At 41.6% G+C, this 17,566-nt stretch carries 15 protein-coding genes and 1 pseudogene; 13 read left to right on the forward strand and 3 right to left on the reverse strand.

Annotated features, from left to right (window positions below):
• Positions 1 to 151: 151 nt before the first annotated feature.
• From moaA to AC4CU0_RS07630, 13 genes are all read left to right on the forward strand, one after another.
• On the forward strand, positions 152 to 1,192 hold the full coding sequence (moaA, locus tag AC4CU0_RS07570) for a GTP 3',8-cyclase MoaA (protein WP_490742848.1): 1,041 nt from the start codon (positions 152 to 154) through the stop codon (positions 1,190 to 1,192).
• A 2-nt stretch (positions 1,193 to 1,194) separates the two neighbouring features.
• The gene (locus AC4CU0_RS07575) at positions 1,195 to 1,446 is read left to right on the forward strand and encodes a MoaD/ThiS family protein (RefSeq protein WP_180004419.1); all 252 of its coding nucleotides are present in this window, start codon (positions 1,195 to 1,197) and stop codon (positions 1,444 to 1,446) included.
• Between the two features lie 2 nt (positions 1,447 to 1,448).
• Positions 1,449 to 2,012, forward strand: coding sequence for a molybdenum cofactor biosynthesis protein MoaE (locus AC4CU0_RS07580; protein WP_490742849.1), 564 nt, complete (start codon positions 1,449 to 1,451; stop codon positions 2,010 to 2,012).
• A 60-nt stretch (positions 2,013 to 2,072) separates the two neighbouring features.
• Positions 2,073 to 2,996: a bifunctional molybdenum cofactor biosynthesis protein MoaC/MoaB gene (gene moaCB / locus AC4CU0_RS07585; protein WP_490742851.1), complete on the forward strand. Its 924-nt coding sequence runs from the start codon at positions 2,073 to 2,075 to the stop codon at positions 2,994 to 2,996.
• Entirely contained in the window at positions 2,993 to 4,243 is a 1,251-nt protein-coding gene (locus tag AC4CU0_RS07590) for a molybdopterin molybdotransferase MoeA (RefSeq protein WP_490742852.1), read from the forward strand. The genes moaCB and AC4CU0_RS07590 overlap by 4 nt, the downstream gene beginning before the upstream one ends.
• Before the next feature lie 9 nt (positions 4,244 to 4,252).
• The gene (gene modA / locus AC4CU0_RS07595; protein WP_490742853.1) at positions 4,253 to 5,014 is read left to right on the forward strand and encodes a molybdate ABC transporter substrate-binding protein; all 762 of its coding nucleotides are present in this window, start codon (positions 4,253 to 4,255) and stop codon (positions 5,012 to 5,014) included.
• Positions 5,015 to 5,017: 3 nt separating this feature from the next.
• Positions 5,018 to 5,716: a molybdate ABC transporter permease subunit gene (gene modB / locus AC4CU0_RS07600; protein ID WP_490742854.1), complete on the forward strand. Its 699-nt coding sequence runs from the start codon at positions 5,018 to 5,020 to the stop codon at positions 5,714 to 5,716.
• A complete protein-coding gene (locus tag AC4CU0_RS07605; RefSeq protein WP_490742855.1) occupies positions 5,703 to 6,341 on the forward strand; it encodes an ATP-binding cassette domain-containing protein in 639 nt (212 codons plus the stop codon). Before modB ends, AC4CU0_RS07605 begins: the two co-directional genes overlap by 14 nt.
• A gap of 213 nt (positions 6,342 to 6,554) precedes the next feature.
• The gene (locus tag AC4CU0_RS07610; RefSeq protein ID WP_490742856.1) at positions 6,555 to 7,958 is read left to right on the forward strand and encodes an amino acid permease; all 1,404 of its coding nucleotides are present in this window, start codon (positions 6,555 to 6,557) and stop codon (positions 7,956 to 7,958) included.
• Between the two features lie 198 nt (positions 7,959 to 8,156).
• Positions 8,157 to 8,585 carry a cation efflux protein, CzcI-like gene (locus AC4CU0_RS07615; protein ID WP_490742857.1) on the forward strand — a complete coding sequence of 143 codons (429 nt, stop codon included), beginning with the start codon at positions 8,157 to 8,159 and terminating at the stop codon, positions 8,583 to 8,585.
• Positions 8,586 to 8,632: 47 nt separating this feature from the next.
• On the forward strand, positions 8,633 to 9,955 hold the full coding sequence (locus AC4CU0_RS07620; protein ID WP_490742858.1) for a TolC family protein: 1,323 nt from the start codon (positions 8,633 to 8,635) through the stop codon (positions 9,953 to 9,955).
• Between the two features lie 13 nt (positions 9,956 to 9,968).
• Positions 9,969 to 11,195 carry an efflux RND transporter periplasmic adaptor subunit gene (locus AC4CU0_RS07625; protein WP_490742859.1) on the forward strand — a complete coding sequence of 409 codons (1,227 nt, stop codon included), beginning with the start codon at positions 9,969 to 9,971 and terminating at the stop codon, positions 11,193 to 11,195.
• A complete protein-coding gene (locus tag AC4CU0_RS07630; protein ID WP_490742860.1) occupies positions 11,185 to 14,340 on the forward strand; it encodes an efflux RND transporter permease subunit in 3,156 nt (1,051 codons plus the stop codon). The genes AC4CU0_RS07625 and AC4CU0_RS07630 overlap by 11 nt, the downstream gene beginning before the upstream one ends.
• Before the next feature lie 104 nt (positions 14,341 to 14,444).
• Here the strand turns inward: AC4CU0_RS07630 and AC4CU0_RS07635 are convergent, their stop codons facing one another.
• From AC4CU0_RS07635 to AC4CU0_RS07645, 3 genes and pseudogenes are all read right to left on the reverse strand, one after another.
• Positions 14,445 to 15,143: a DUF1826 domain-containing protein gene (locus tag AC4CU0_RS07635; protein WP_490742861.1), complete on the reverse strand. Its 699-nt coding sequence runs from the start codon at positions 15,141 to 15,143 to the stop codon at positions 14,445 to 14,447.
• A gap of 128 nt (positions 15,144 to 15,271) precedes the next feature.
• Positions 15,272 to 15,512, reverse strand: a pseudogene (locus tag AC4CU0_RS07640) (VF530 family protein).
• Between the two features lie 519 nt (positions 15,513 to 16,031).
• Positions 16,032 to 17,369, reverse strand: coding sequence for an MFS transporter (locus AC4CU0_RS07645; RefSeq protein WP_180008152.1), 1,338 nt, complete (start codon positions 17,367 to 17,369; stop codon positions 16,032 to 16,034).
• Positions 17,370 to 17,566: the final 197 nt, after the last annotated feature.

Here is a 17,566-nt window from a genome sequence, read left to right on the forward strand (position 1 = left end):
TGTATCAAAAAAACAAACCAAATCCTCTGAAATAAATATTCAAAAAAGCGCAAAGTTGGAACACTTATTGCAATTTTTACTGCAAGAAAAGAGGGCGCAAAATTTGTACTGTGCAAAGTCAGGGCAAATGACAACGCCATGGAAGATAAACATGAACAGCATGACACAATTACAGCCAGTGACCATTTTTAAGGATCAGTTTGGCCGTGAAAAACGCAAGTTGCGCATTTCAGTGACAGACCGCTGTAATTTTAAATGTGTCTATTGTATGCCTGAACATCCTGAATGGATGAAAAAGCATAATCTTCTCAGTTTTGAATCACTTTACAATTTTTGTGAGTTTATGGTGCTGCGCGGGATTGATCAGATCCGGATCACGGGCGGAGAACCTCTCATACGTCAAGGCGTTGTGCATTTTATTGAACAGCTGCAACAGCTGAGAAAGCTAGGCCTTAAACGTATATCCATGACCACCAATGGACATTATCTGAAACAATATGCACAGGCCCTAAAACAAGCTGGCTTAGATGGCATAAATATCAGTTTAGACAGTTTGGATGAAGCGCAATTTTTTCAGCTGACGCAAAAACAATTACAGCCAGTATTAGAAGGGATTGAAGCGGCTAAGCAAGCGGGCTTTGACATTAAGATTAATACAGTTTTGATTAGAGGTCTGAATGATCAGCAGATTATTCCTTTAACTTATTGGGCACAGCAGCAGCGTTTTGAGCTGCGCTTCATTGAGTTCATGCCTTTAGACGGTGATCAAAACTGGACTAAAGATTCCGTTGTCACTGAACAAGAAATATTAACGACATTGAAAACCGTTTTTGAGGTGAACATCTTGTGTGGGCAAGGTGCATCGCCAGCCCGCAGCTATGAAGTAAACGGTTTACCGATTGGGATTATCTCAACCATCAGTAATTCATTTTGCGGTAGCTGTGACCGTTTAAGGCTGAATGCTCAAGGTGAGTTTTTTAACTGTTTATTTGCAAAAAAAGGCTTAGACCTGAGCAAGGACATACGCTCACTTAAAAGCACACTGGCTGAAAATGAAAATCCGCTGGATACGTTGAACATGCAAAACAAACTTGGCAGCTATATTTGGCAAAAAGAACAGGGCTTTCACACGATTACAGCGTCTAGTACTAGCAATACCAGAAAAATCAGCATGCATATGATTGGAGGTTAATGATGACTCAAATCACCATCAAAATTGAATCTTTTGGCGCTATTGAGCGTCTATTGCCAGCGCATTTGAGTCTGACTTGCTTGGCACAGCAGTCAATTGCAGAGGTTTTGCAGCAAGTTGCAAATCAATTTCCAGAATCATTCAGCATGCTTGAGCGCTGCGCCTGTGCCATTGGGGAAGACATTGTGCCAAGACAAACCGCATTGATGCAGGACAGTACCGTTGTGCTGCTGTCACCTGTGGCGGGAGGCTGAATATGGAGCTCAAGCATATTTCACGCATACAAGATACAGTATTCAGCCAAGCTGATTTTGACAGCATTGAGGCATTTCCTGAATGCGGCGGTATAGGTGTATTTATTGGCGCGGTTCGTAATCACCATGAAGGCAAAGCGGTAAAAGCCCTGAAATATACAGCTTATGCGCCTGTGGCTGAGAAAATGATCCGACAAATTGAACAGGAAATTCAAGCCAAATACGACGTGTCATATGTACGGGTTGTGCATCGTATTGGCAGTTTAGATATTGGTGATACTGCAATTATTGCTATGGCTTATGCACCGCACCGCTGTGAAGCTTTTGCAGCCTGCGAAGAAGCGGTTGAACGTGTAAAGCATGAAGTGCCTGTTTGGAAAGAAGAGTTTTATATGGATGGCAGCAGTCAATATGTAGAGGGCTGCTGTATTCGTAAGGATCACGCGCCTGAAGTGGCAGATCACGAAACGAAGCATGCTCATGTTCATAGCGAGTCATGCGAACATTCACATCAAAATAGCCAGACCATGTATTTGAACGCCAATATTTACCAATGGCATTTATAAAACCCAAAATTCAATATTTTCAATATTACAGCTGAAAATGAACAAAATAAGGATAAAGCAATGAAAAATGTGGGCATGAAAGCGGAAAGTTACCGTACAGCCATTGCAACTGGAATACTGCATGCACCGCCACATTGCATTGAACTGCTGCGTAATGGCAATACAGAAAAAGGCGATGCGCTGAAAACTGCACGTATTGCGGGTATTTTAGGGGCTAAACGTACCGATGAACTGATTCCGCTCTGTCATCCGCTGCCAATCTACCGTGCAGATGTTGAATATGAATTGTTTGAGGCGCATGTTGAAATTAGCGCAGTGGTTGAAACCATTGGCCCAACGGGTGTGGAAATGGAAGCTTTAACTGCTGTCAGCCTTGCGGGTTTAACGCTGTATGACATGCTTAAACCGCACTGTGAACCAGAGAATTTGTGCCTAGATCAAGTCAAACTGCAAAAGAAAAAAGGCGGTAAATCACATTTTACTCGTGTGCTTAAAGAAAGCTTATCGGCATCAATTATTGTGCTTTCAGATACAGTTGCAGCTGGTAAAAAACCGGATACCGCTGGGCAAAATGTCCTCGAAATATTGGAAGAAGCAAACTTCAGCAATATCAGCTATCAAGTGATACCAGACAGTCCTGAACAGCTTCTTACCTTGATTGAGCAACAGAAAAATCAATACCCGCTGATATTGACGGTTGGCGGTACGGGTTTAGGGCCAAAAGATTTAACTGTAGAAACGATACAGCCGCTGTTAAAACGTGAAATTCCGGGTTTGATGGAGGCTTCACGCAGTTTTGGTCAAAAACGCACGCCTTATGCTGCGCTTAGCCGTGGTGTTGCGGGCTATATAGATAACAGCCTTGTCATTACATTGCCGGGCAGCAGACAAGGCGCAAAAGAATCACTTATTGCCATTTTACCTGCCTTGGTACATCTATTTGATGTGCAGAAGAATATTCCGCATGTAGGAGGCTATCAATGAACCAAGCTGTATTGCATACAGGCTGCGCTGCTGAGGCTGGACTGATTTCAGTTGACGAGGCTCTTGCGCTGATTCAGACACATACGCAAAGTTTGGCGCATGAAACTTTGGAACTTCAACACGCTTTAGGCCGTTATTTGGCGGCAGATGTGCATTCACAAATTCAGCTGCCCTTATTTGCTCAAAGCGCTGTAGACGGCTATGCCATTTGCGCGGCGGGTGAAATTAAAGCAGGTACGCAATTTGAGCTGATTGGAGAAATCCGCGCAGGGCAAACGGCTGAAACTATTTTAAAAGCAGGCCAAGCTGTCCGTATATTTACTGGCGCGCCGATTCCTGAAGGCACGACTACAGTAGCGCGGCAAGAAATTGTGAAAGCGGATGCACAGCAAATTGAATTGACTTCAGTTTTAAATAAGCATGCGGATATTCGTGATGCAGGTGAGGAATTCTCAGAGGGTCAAATATTGGCAAGAAAAGGCCAAAAACTTTCTGTGGGCGCAATTGCAGCACTGAGTATGGCAGGTATTTCTCATTGTGAGGTCTACGCTTACCCTAAAGTTGCGGTGGTCATTACAGGTGATGAAGTTGCACAAAATATAGAAGATTATCGTGCAGGTAAAATATTTGATGCCAATGCGCCGCTGATTTCAGCATGGTTTCAGTCGCAGCACGTCCAAGTTGAATTGATTCATATTGCAGATGAAAAGCAGGCGGTCTTGGATTTATTCAACCGTTTAAAAGACAGCTTTGATGTAATTTTAACCACTGGCGGTGTATCTGTGGGTGACTATGATTTTGTTCGTCCCGCAGCCTTGGACATCGGTTTTCAGCAAATTTTCTGGAAAGTAAAACAAAAACCCGGCAAACCGATACTGTTTGCACAATACTCACGCCCAGACAGCACCTCCTGTTATTTACTCGGACTACCGGGCAATCCCGCTGCTGTTTATGTCGGCATGCAAATTTATACAGATACATTAATGAAAGCTTTGCAAGGTCAAACACCTGCGCTGGACTGGTTCAGCGCAGTCATGACACATGACCTAAAAGCTGATGCCCGTGAGCGGTTTTTAAGAATGTCGGCTCAGTTTGATAAGCAAGGCAAACTTCAACTAACCAGCCTGTCTAAACAGCAGTCACATATGCTGAGCAATTTAATGCAAGCAAGTTGTCTTGTTCGGATTCCTGCAGGGCGACCAGTGCAAGCAGGACAAGTTCTTCAAGGTTTGCTGATTCAACAGTAGGAGCTTTCTATGAATATTCGACTTACTTTTTTAACTGTACTTTGCTGTACAGCGAGTATGGTGCAAGCTGAAACAGTCAAAATTTATGCTGCAGCCAGTTTAAGCAATGCTATCAGCGATATTGCAAAGCAATATCAGGCACAGAATCCAGACATCAAAATTGTACCGGTATTTGGCGCGTCATCTGCTTTAGCCAAACAGATTGAAGCCGGTGCGCCAAGTGATTTGTATTTTTCAGCAGATGTAGACTGGATGAATTATTTGGTGCAGAAGCAGAAAGTACCTGCAAAGCAAGTGTTCAATATGCTGAGCAATGATTTGGTGCTGATTACGCCTAAAGCGGTGAATATGCAATTTAGGGCCGTGCCGCAGTTTAATTTTGCCAAGGCATTTCAAGGTCACTTATGTACAGGTCAAATGGAGTCTGTACCTGCTGGAAAATATGCAAAACAAAGCCTAACCAAGTTGGGCTGGCTATCAAGTTTGAATGGAAGGATTGTCGGGACAGATGATGTACGATCGGCTTTGGCTTTTGTCGAACGCGGTGAGTGCCAAGCGGGGATTGTTTATCGTACCGATGCGATGATCAGTTCTAAAGTTAAAATAGCCGGGATTTTTCCAAACCATACCCATCAACCCATCATTTACCCATTGGCTTTAACACAGCAAGGCGCAGCTAAACCTGAGGCCGTGAAGTTTTACCGTTATCTTAAAGACCATGCGCAAAGCAAAATGCTGTTTAAGAATTATGGCTTTGGTGTGAAGGGCTAAAGCATGCTCAGCCCAGAAGAGTGGAGCGCCTTGTATCTGTCGGCTAAGGTTGCCATTTGCGCCACTGTATTTTGCTTACCATTTGCTATAGGGCTGGCATGGGTTTTGGCGCGCTATGAGTTTCATTTAAAATTTTTGGTCGAAGCACTTTTACAAATGCCAATGGTGCTGCCGCCGGTGGTTCTAGGATATTTGCTATTGGTGCTGTTTGGTTCAAATGGCTGGATCGGCAAGATGCTAATTGAATGGGGAATTCAGCTGGTTTTTAATTGGAAAGGCGCCGTTTTAGCATCGATGATTGTGTCATTTCCGCTGATTGTGCAGCCGATCCGTTTGTCTTTTCAAATGATCAATCAACAGCTTGAGCAGGTTGCAGGCTCACTAGGCGCACATCCTTTACGGGTATTTGTCTCAATCAGCCTGCCGCTGGCTTTACCAGGGATTTTAATTGGCAGCATTTTAGGCTTTAGCCGAAGTCTAGGTGAGTTTGGTGCAACCATTACCTTTGTCGGCAATATTCCAGATGAAACCCGAACCATTCCAATTGCCATTTATTCGCTGATACAGCAGCCAAATGGTGAAGAGGCCGCAATGCGTTTAGTTGTACTTTCACTGGTCGCAGCTTTTGGTGCATTGATTGCTAATTATTATATTTTACAGCGCTATCAGCGAAAACTCGGAGCAAGCCATGCTTCAGTGTGATTTTCAGTTTCAATATGCAGATTTTCAATTGCAGGCTCGGCTGCAGATGCAAGAACAGCTGCTTGGCATTATGGGGCCATCAGGCAGCGGAAAATCTACGCTGCTGAAAAATTTGGCCGGTCTGCTGCAGCCGCAGCAAGGTTATATTTCGCTGAATCAGCGTGAAGTGTTCAACATAGCGCAGAAGATTAATGTGCCGATGCATCAACGCAGTATTGCGCTGATTTTTCAAAAAGCATGGCTTTTCCCGCATATGAATGTGCAGCAAAATCTGCAATATGCAGAGAAGTTAAGCGCAAAGAAAAATGCGCAATTTCAGTTTCATCAAGTTGTGGCTTTACTTGAGTTAAAGCCGCTGCTTAAACGGCGGGCACATGAACTTTCTGGCGGCGAGGCGCAGCGCGTTTCCATAGGCCGCGCATTGCTGTCACAGCCTGACTTGCTGCTGTTAGATGAACCGCTGACAGGACTGGACCGCAGGCTGAAAGATCAAATATTGCCATTTTTAAACACGGTGAAAGAACAGTCGGCGCTGCCGATGATATATGTCACGCATCATGGTGATGAGTTAGATTATTTAAAAGCCCATATTTTGCATATAGAAAATGGTCAAATAAGTTTTTAAATAAATATAAATTATATAAGTAATAACAGTGAATTAGATGAAAAAATGGCAATAAGATGCATCTTAAAGTTTTGATTAGAACTATGAAAAACTCATTTTCTAGATTAAATTGTTACAAAACAAGGGAGAACACAGCGTTTTCCCTTTTTTATTCCTAATGATCTTGGAAATAATGATTTGTACGACTGACCGTGCAGACAGGGAATCTAATCGATGCATGATGATAGCTTAGCCACACATAATTCAACTGCAAAACTAGGTGCAGGGCTATCTAATCGGCATATCACGATGATCAGTATCGGTGGTGTAATTGGTGCTGGACTGTTTGTTGGATCATCTGCTGCGATTGCAAAAGCAGGGCCTGCCGCTGTTCTTGCTTATATAATTACTAGTATATTGGTTTTTTTAGTCATGCGAATGTTGGGGGAGATGGCAGTAGCTCAACCTGACACAGGCTCATTTTCAACCTATGCAAGAAAAGCCATTGGACCATGGGCGGGCTTTACCATCGGATGGTTATATTGGTGGTTTTGGGTTTTAGTTATTCCAATTGAAGCAATCGCTGGTGCAGAAATTTTGCATGCATGGTTTCCATCAATATCCAGTGCTGTCTTTGCAACATTCTTCATTGTGCTTCTCAGTTTAGCGAACTTTTTTAGTACTCGGAGTTTTGGTGAGTTTGAATTTTGGTTTTCTCTGATAAAAGTCTTGGCTATTGTAATTTTTATCGGCATTGGACTCACCGCCATATTGGGGTTTTGGCCCTTAGCACCTAATGTAAGTGGTGTAGAAAATCTGTTTAAAAATGATGGATTTATGCCAAATGGCCTGGGTGGTGTACTTTCAGCAATATTGATTTCAGCATTTTCATTCTTTGGTGTAGAAATACTGTCTATCGCTGCAGCAGAATCAAAAGATCCTGAACAAAAAATTAAACTTGCAACCAATTTAGTACTGTATCGGGTCATCTTATTTTTTGTGGTTTCAATTTTTATAACGGTTGCACTGGTAGATTGGCGTTCACCACAATTACAACAATTAGGCACTTTCCAATATGTCTTGGTCAGTTTAAATGTCCCTCAATCAAAATTGATTATTGATAGTGTAGTCTTTATTGCGGTTGCAAGTTGTATGAATGCTGCACTTTATAGTTCATCAAGGATGCTATTTTCATTGGGGACACGCAAAGAAGCACCTCAATGGGTCACATCAATTAATGCCTCTGGTGTGCCTGCAATTGCAGTATTGGCATCGTCTGTAGTGGGCTTAATTTGCTGTGCAGTCAATTATTTATTTCCAGGCCAAGTATTTGGATTTTTACTGTCTACAACAGGTTCAATTGCCTTATTGGTTTATTTAGTGATTGCATTTTCACAGCTTAAATTGAGAACACAAATCGAAAAAAATGGAACTGAGGTTGCGTTTAAAATGTGGCTATTTCCATGGCTGACATGGGCAGTCATTTTGGTGATCTTAAGTGTGCTGATCTATATGTTTTTATCTCCAGCCTACAGTTATGAAACTTCATTATCTTTAGGTGTTACGACATTGGTGGTTCTCTGCGGCTTAGTTGTGACAAGAAAAGCTAAGTTGAAGAATGATTCCGAACTGAATTAAAAATAAAGGTTTCGCCGATAAAAATCGTAATCATGAACCAATGGATTGTCTTTAGCATGTGCCGTGTCAGGGGATTAAAGCGAATGCCTTACGTTATATCTCTATGGCAATCCATTTTTAAGACAAATTCAAAGATTCACTTGACCTTCGACCGACTCCAAGCTTTATAATCGTTAAAATTTTCTTGATTGATGCAATATGCGTTCTGCGACATGGATAACAGTCTTAGTTGGATTGTTCATGTTCCAAAGCCTTTGGAACGTGGCAGCCGCTTTCTGTGTGCATGAAGAGCAAACTCAAGTTGTTCAAAGCTATCATTTTGGTCATCATCAAAATACCTTATGCGTCAGCAGTGAAACCAATCCACAGCATTCGTTGCATCAAGCATCTGAATCCAGTAGCAAACCAGTCAAAAATACCGCTAACGATCTGCAACTCGGTGAAGATCATCAAGACCATTTACCGTCTATGACGCATTTGATTGTACAAAACCAACAATCGATTCTTTTTATTGCACATCAGGCCTTTGAATATTCGCCAAAATTTGTTTGGAAGAATCTTTATCAAGCACCTGATCTTTTCCTGCAAACACCTCCTCCTGTTTATGCCCCGCTAATGGCGGGGTAGCCTAAAACATTCCCGCCACTTTTTTTAATAAATGAGTGGGAAAAATCATGTCTTTATATTTTATGGCGTTTATACGTCTAGGCTTAGCTGTCGGTATTTCGACGGCCTTACAAAGTACGTTTGCCGAAAATGTCAGTAGTTTTGAATCTGCATTTGCCAAAGTACAAAACGACCAAGCCCAAACTGATATTTGGCAACAACAACAGCAAATCTCTGATTTTAATCTGCGTCAAAGCAAGCTATGGCAAAACCCAAGTCTATCGATTGAACAAAATGGTTTTGGTAAAAATCAAGATCAAGAGCTCAGTATCGCAATCAGCCAGCCACTGGATGTATTCGGTCAGCGTAAAATCAATCAAGCACTCGCGAGTACCTCAGCACAGCAAATACAGTTGCAACAGCAAATTTGGAATGCGCAAAGTCAGTTGATTGTGAAGTTTGCATGGTCACAGCTAGCCATCGCTCAAAATGAGCAATCGATTTACGCTATACAGCTCAAACTCAGTAAATCTAATTTGGACAGCGCGCAAAAACGCTATCAGGCAGGCAGTATTGCTTTGGTGGATGTAGAGCGCGCTCAAATTGAAGCTTTGGAAATACAGCGTCTATACCAACAGGCGCTTTTAAAACAGCAAACTGTGGCGCGTCAGCTTTCTAATTTATGGGGTGAAACTACGTCGCAAATTGCGTTGAATAACAGCGTTACGCCTTGGCCTGAACAGAGCCAAAGTTTAGTTGAGCGTAATTTATCGGAAGGTTGGCTACAAAAATTGTATGCCTTGAATGTTCAGCAGGCAAATCAGCAAATTGAACATTTAAAAGTACAGGCACGTCCAAACCCAACCCTAAATATGGGCATGTCACGTACCAAGTCTCCAACAGATGCCAATGATACGGCCTTGGTACTTGGTGTGGATATTCCGCTAAATATTTTTAACCGCCAGCAATATGCCATTCCAATGGCGCAAAAACAGCAAATTTTATTAAATCATCAGCAACAGCGCGAGTTAAAACAGCAAGTTTTGGACATTGCCAATAGCATTCACCAGCTTAAAGGTCTGCGTATGCAGTTTGATGCCACAGGCAATCAGATTGGTTTGGCTGAAAAGGTTCAAAACCGAACTTTGCAAGGTTTTCAGGCAGGTAAATTTGCTATTACAGATGTACAGCAAACCACAAAACAACTCCAAGACCTTCGACTTAGCCAAATGCAAATTTTGGCGCAGGCTTGGCAGAGCGCACTCAGTGCTGAAGCCTTAAGTATCGGCACCAGTTATGAAGAAATCAGCCGTTCAGATGCTTATAGCCAACTCAATAAAAAAGCCATTGAGGCATCCCAAAATCTCATCAACAGCGCATCAGCACAATAAGGCAGTCAAGCATATGAAAATTAAACAAGATGGAAAAATTTCACAACCTTTGATGATTGCAGTTTTGATTGGCCTAACGCTGATGCTGTGTACTGCTATTTGGTTCAGTCAAAATAAATCCGATGCGGATAAAACTGAGCATGAAGGAGAGCATAACGAGGCTAATGATAGTGATGCTGAAGCAGAACACGCAGAAGAAGGTGAACTTCAGCTTAGTGCTCAGCAAATGATAGAACAAGGAATTAAAATTGCGACTGCGGAAAATGGTCTGGTCGAAAATATTATTCAATTGCCGGGTAAATTGGCCGTTAATACTGATCAGCAGGCACATATTTCCCCAAATTTTAGCGGTCATGTCGAGCAAGTCAATGTAGCACTCGGTCAAACTGTACAAAAAGGGCAAACCTTAGCTGTGCTGTCAGTGCCTGAATTGATTGATCAGCAAGCCAATTTACGTATGGCAGAAGCCAATCTAGATTTAGCCCGTCAAGATTATCAACGTGAGCAAAAGCTGTGGTCTCAAGGGATTTCTGCTAAACAAGACTTTCAGCGTGCTGAAAATGCCTATCGTCAGGCTCAAATTAGCGTACAGTCAGCACAATCGCGGTTGCAAGCTTTAGGTGTAAATGGCAGTCAAAATGGACGTTTTATCATTCGTGCGCCTATTGCAGGTGTAATCAGTCAAAAAGATATTGTTGTAGGTGAAAATGTGCAATTGGCAGATCAATTGTTCACCATCGAACAACTAAAAGATTTGTGGCTGGAATTTCATTTGCCAAATCAATATTCAGGCCAGCTGCAAGCAGGTCAAAACGTCTCTTTCAAAATCAATGGCTCAGATCAGCTCTATAGCGCAGAGGTACAAAGCCTGACTTCACAGGCAGATGTGCAAACTGGACGCTTAGTGGTACGTGCCAAATTAAAACAACAATCTGTTGAGCTTCGCCCAAATGTGATGGTCAATGTGCTATTGGCTGATTCGGGCACTAAAAAAGCATTACGGGTGCAAAAGTCTGCCGTACAAAGCATAGAGGGAAAAGACAGTATTTTTATTGTCGAATCTGAGCAAAAAGGTCAAGTACATTTAAAAGCACAAGCGCTAAAACTTGGGCAAGCATCCAGTGATGGTCAATGGCTAGAAGTGCTTTCAGGTCTTGAAGCAGGGCAAAAGTATATTTCCCAAGGCAGTTTTTTACTGAAATCTGAACTGGAAAAAGACGAGGCTGGCCATGAACACTAATTCAGAGAACCCGAACACAGATTTACCAAAGCCAGAAGGTCTATTCGAACGCATTATTCAGTTTTCAATTCAAAATGCAATTTGGGTGATGCTATTTGTTTGCACATGGATTGTCGTCGGGATTTACAGTTATCAAAAATTGCCTATTGATGCAGTACCTGATATTACCAACACCCAAGTGCAAATTAATACGCAGGCCAATGGCTTTACAGCATTAGAGGTGGAACAGCGGATTACCTATCCGATTGAAAATGCAATGGCAGGTATTCCAGATTTGGAGCTGACCCGCTCAATTTCACGTTATGGGCTATCACAAGTCACCATTGTATTTAAAGATGGTACGGATATTTACTGGGCACGTCAGCAAATTAATCAGCGGGTACAGGAAGTTCAGTCGACATTGCCTGCTCAGGTTTCTCCGACGATGTCGCCCGTTTCGACAGGTTTGGGTGAAATTTATCAATGGGTGCTTAAAGCTGAACCCAATGCCAAAAAAGCAGATGGCACGGTATATAGCGCGATGGATTTGCGTGAAATTCAAGATTGGATTGTGCGTCCGCAATTACAGCGTGTACAAGGTGTTGCCGAGGTCAATAGCATTGGTGGCTTTAATAAAACCTACGTGGTTTCACCTGATTTAAACCGTATGCAACAGCTGAATCTGTCATTAGAACAATTACAGCAAGCGCTTACGGAAAATAATGAAAACCGTGGTGCAGGTTTTATTGAAGAAAATGGTCAGCAGTTAACAGTTCGAGTGCCGGGAACATTAAACACCATTTCAGATATTGAAAACACCATGATTGACAGCCCTAATGGCAGTCCAATTCGGGTGGGTGATATTGCACAAGTATCGATAGGGCATGATTTGCGAACAGGTGGTGCAACCTATAACGGCGAAGAAACGGTTTTAGGTATTGCCATGATGGCTATGGGACAAAATAGCCGAACTGTCTCGAAAGCTGTAGATTCCAAAATTAAAGACATTCAAGCCAGCTTACCCAAAGGGGTAACAATTGAAACAGTGTATGACCGTACCACATTGGTGGAGAAAGCGATTAAAACCGTTCAAAAGAACTTGGTTGAAGGCGCAATTCTAGTCATCATCATTTTATTTATCTTTTTAGGCAATATCCGTGCAGCACTCATTACGGCCTGTGTTATTCCGCTGTCAATGCTGTTTACCTTAACCGGCATGGCACAAAAGAATATCAGCGCGAATTTGATGAGCTTAGGTGCGCTGGATTTCGGGATTATTGTTGATGGTGCTGTGGTCATTGTTGAAAACTGTATCCGCCGCTTGGCGCATGCACAGCAAACATTAAAGCGTCCATTAACGCAAAATGAACGTTTTAAAGAAGTCTTTTTGGCTGCACGTCAGGCGCGCCGTCCGCTGATATTCGGTCAGTTAATTATTTTAGTGGTTTATTTGCCAATTTTTGCTTTAAGTGGTGTAGAAGCAAAAATGTTCCATCCGATGGCATTAACTGTGGTATTGGCACTTGTGGCGGCGATCATTCTGTCTATTACATTTGTACCTGCTGCTGTAGCGCTTTGGGTGAAAGGTGAAATTAAAGAAACAGAAAGCCGTTGGATGAATTGGCTGAAAAAGCAGTATCTTCAAATTTTAAATAAAGCCTTTCATTACAAGGCTGTAGTGATGACTTTTGCACTGTGTTTACTGCTCATTACTGGGCTTTTAAGCACCAAAATTGGCAGTGAGTTTGCACCACAGCTGAGTGAGGGTGATTTTGCAGTTCAGTTGATGCGCTCACCAAGCACAGGCCTAGAAGAATCATTAAAAATGCAGGAGAACGCTGAGAAATTGCTGCTGAAAAAATTTCCAGAGATTCAGGCTGTATTTGCTCGTACAGGTACAGCAGAAGTGGCAACCGATGTAATGCCTCCGAACATTTCCGATGGTTATATTATGCTCAAACCACGTAATGAATGGCCGAACCCTAAAGAAAGTGTGGATGAACTGCGTGGCCGTATGGTGGCTTATGTGGCTACGATTCCTGGCAATAACAGTGAGTTTTCCCAACCTATTGAACTGCGCTTTAATGAGCTGATCTCAGGTGTGCGTAGTGATGTGGGCGTTAAAATATTTGGCGATGATATGCAAGTGCTTAACACAGAAGCCACTAAAATTGCCAAAATTATGCAGCAAGTTGCGGGGAGTAGCGCCGTAAAAGTTGAACAAACCTCAGGTTTGCCTTTATTAAATATTGAAATAGATAAGGCTTTGGCTGCGCAATATGGTTTAAGCGTTAAATCTATACAGGATACTGTGGCAGCCAGTGTCGGTGGACAAAGTGTAGGGGAGATTTTAGAAGGCGATCGCCGTTTTGACTTTGTTATTCGTTTAAATGATCAAGACCGTAATGTAAGCACGATTTCACAACTACCGTTAAAGTTGCCAAATGGTGGCAGTATTGTACTTTCAAATGTTGCCACAGTGTCTAATGTAGATGGGATCAATCAAGTCAGCCGTGAAAATGGTAAACGCCGTATTGTAGTGACTGCCAATGTTGAAGGCCGTGATTTAGGTTCTTTTGTGGCGGATATGCAGGCTCAGCTGAAACAATATGCATTACCAAGCGGTTATTGGATTGAATATGGCGGTCAATTTGAGAACCTTGCATCTGCCAAAGCAAGAATGCAAATTGTCATCCCTTTAGCACTACTAACCATCTTTATTTTATTAATGGCAGTATTTCATAATGTGAAAGAAAGCCTGCTGGTCTTTACTGGCGTACCCTTTGCCTTAACGGGCGGTGTACTGTTTCTTTGGTTTAGGGATATTCCACTTTCGATGTCGGCAGGTATTGGCTTTATTGCGCTCTCAGGCGTTGCTGTGCTGAATGGGCTGGTCATGCTGACCTTTATTAAAGAGCTGAGGGACAAATATCCATTACATGAAGCCGTATGGCAGGGTGCTGTACTTCGATTACGCCCAGTACTGATGACCGCCAGTGTTGCCTCTTTAGGTTTTGTACCAATGGCTTTGGCAACAGGTACAGGTGCAGAAGTACAACGGCCTTTAGCGACTGTGGTGATTGGCGGTATTCTTTCTTCCACCTTGCTGACCTTGGTGCTATTGCCTGTGCTTTACCGCTGGCTTAATACATCTCGATCTAAATAACCTAGACTAATCAATCTAGATTAAAACGATATTGCATTACCCCATACGGTTCATTCATTAGACAGAATGGATCGTATGGACTCAGAATCCATCAATATTTAAAATCAGCAAATCAGCAAAAGCCGATACTCACCTGCATTTTCAACAGGTGCGCGGTGCACACAAGGCAAAACTGGCTGTGTAGGATGATCCACCGCCAAACGCCATAGATGACCATTGCCAAGATTTACAGGCACAGCATTGTCTTTGAGCTGATAATGTAAATCAAAAAAATATTCCGCTAAAAAGTCATCAAATTCTGAGACAGGACCATCGTATAAAGCTTTGAGTTGCTCTCGTATTTCAGGAATTAAGATTCTTTGTGTGACGTGATCATTTGGTACAATATCACTGGAAGCACCATAATATGTACATAAAAAGGTATCTGTAGCGATCGGTGATCGATCGACATGAAAAGAATATACATCGGTTGAGATGAAATCGAATTCATCATCTCGTTCATAACATTTGAGTAAATTCAGCGAGGGTGATGCACCAAATTCTGTTAATTGTTGCAGATCATTTAAAATAATTTCTCTGGCTAAATGACCTTGCGCTGAAAGCGTTAATTTCTTCAGATCATCTATGGAAACTTCAGTAATATTTTCAATCAGTTCTAGTTTTTCGACTATTTCTTTAAAGTCGCCTTGTAAGTTGCGTTGCCAGCAAAGCGCGTTCATTTGACCTTCAAAATGACTATGAATCAATTCAGAAAATGTAGTGACTACACCAATTTGAGGATGCTTGAAAAAAGTATTGCTCATAATAGGGATCAATTTAAATCTGAGGCGAAGATACTGCGTACAAGGAAGTGCTAGAAGGATTAAGCAGTTTTATTTTATCTTAAACCATAAACTGCTATACAAAATTATTCGAGCATAGGCATTCATCGTTACGCTTTCTGTTTGGCTTTTTGGCGTAAGACATACAAATATAAGCTTTCTACTTTTTCACGTGCCCAAGGTGTAGTACGTAAGAATCGTAGTGATGATTTAACGCTTGGATCTATGCAAAAACATCCATCTAATTTCAATTTTGCGGCTTAAGCCTTCAAAACCACCGTAGTAATCCAATAATTCATCCAAGATGTCAGCAAGTTTTTTGCCGTGTAAAGGGTCATTGGAGGTGCTCATATTAGATCAATCATATTTTGGGAGACCATTATTATAACCTGAGCGAGTTGAAAAAATGAGAGGGTTTGAATTTAAACATCAGGAACGTCAGATTCGCCAATTGATAAGATTCTGATTTCGGCATAACGTATATTATGTTCATTAGCGTACTCGGCATCGTGAATGATAATTTTACAGATTCACGATGTCGAGCTGTGGCAACGGATGCGTTGTGTAGGCCACAGTCTTGGATATTCTATTTAACATAATATACATTATACGAAATAGTATAATTAAGACTTTGATATTTAATATTTTTTAATTTATTGGTGCTTAAATCTTTCATCTGTGTAACAAACTTGATTTGTTGCTCTTACACATCAAACATATTTTGTGCCGCCAAGATCCTACGCAATACTGACAATATTATTTGTCCTGCTACAATCCTCAGACAAGAAAAAAGCCATAACAACGATTGCTATGGCTAATTCACATTAATTTCTATATTTAAATCAGCCTACTGTTTACCTGATTTTTGATTTATGAAGATTTAATTTCTTTACTGCTAAATGCTTTTGTTTTTTGCTCTATTTGATCCGGCTTTAAAAATGACGACGCAATAATCGCAATCACTGCAAAGCCTGAAATATAGGCAATAATTAAATTGGGGCTTCCATCACCAATACTCAACAATTTCGTCGCGATTAATGGAGCTAAACCACCACCTAGCACGCCTGCAAATTGAACTGAGATTGAAATACCGCTATAACGTATTTCTGCTGGAAATTGGCGTGAAAATAACTGTGACTGCGGCGCATACATCAAAGGAAAAACTACGCCAATACCAATCACAATGGCCGTCCAAACCAATACAGGATCCTTGGTATTTAACATTGCAAAAAATGGATAGCTGTATAAAGCCAGTACGCATAAACCAAATCTGAACATGTTTTTTTGCCCAACTTTATCAGACAAATGCCCAAAAATTGGCGTAATGACCATGATGACCGCAGCACCACAAATCGTTGCAAACAAAATGTCTTGTCTAGGAATATTTAGCTGTGTGGTTGTATAGGCTAAAGCAAATGTCGATGCTAAATAGAACCAAGCATTTTCAGCAGCTCGAGATAAAATAATCGTAATCAACTGCTTAGGATGATTTTTAAACACTTGTTTTGCTGGAACTTTAATTGTTTCGGTTTGAGCTTTAACTTTTTCAAAGTCTGGTGACTCAGGCACTTTCACTCGAATATACCAACCTACAGCCAGTAAAATAATGCTGGCTAAAAATGGCAGACGCCAACCCCAGCTAAATAGTGCTTCTTCAGGCAACATTGAGACTAAGCCTAAAGCTACCGAAGCGAGCAATAAACCACCACCTGTACTGGCTTGCGGTAAACTTCCCCAAAAGCCTTTTTTACCCGCTGGCGCATGCTCTACCGCCATGAGGACTGCTCCGCCCCATTCTCCACCCATGGCCATGCCCTGTATAAATCTTAAAATAATTAAACAGACCGTTGCCCAATAACCAATGGTTTCAAATGTCGGTAACAACCCAATCATCACCGTTGGAATACCCATCAACATTAATGTGACCAATAACATTGATTTACGACCGATTTTATCGCCAAAATGACCAAAGACGATTCCACCAAGTGGTCGACCAATAAAGCCTACAGCATAAGTGGCAAATGCTGCCAACACGCCAGTTAATGGGTCAAGATTTGGAAAGAAAAGTCGATTGAAAATGAGTGCTGCGGCAGCACCATAGATAAAAAAGTCATACCATTCGATGGTTGTACCCACCATGCTGGAAATACCCGCTAAACGATGCGAGGACTTAGCTGGTGGAGCTGTGTTTCCCTGTACATTTTGCATTGTTATCTTCCTTATTCTGCAAGATATTTCTATGTTGCATTTTCACGATGCTTGATTTGTGTGATGATTTTCTTCATGAAAATCAATATTTTTAGATCTTATATATGTTTAATTTACGCTGAGTCACTTGTTCATATTGAATAAGAAATTGAATATGAATATTACCCAAGTGTTTGAACCGTGAATGTTTTTAAATT

Source organism: Acinetobacter sp. LipI_15 (genome assembly GCF_058242865.1).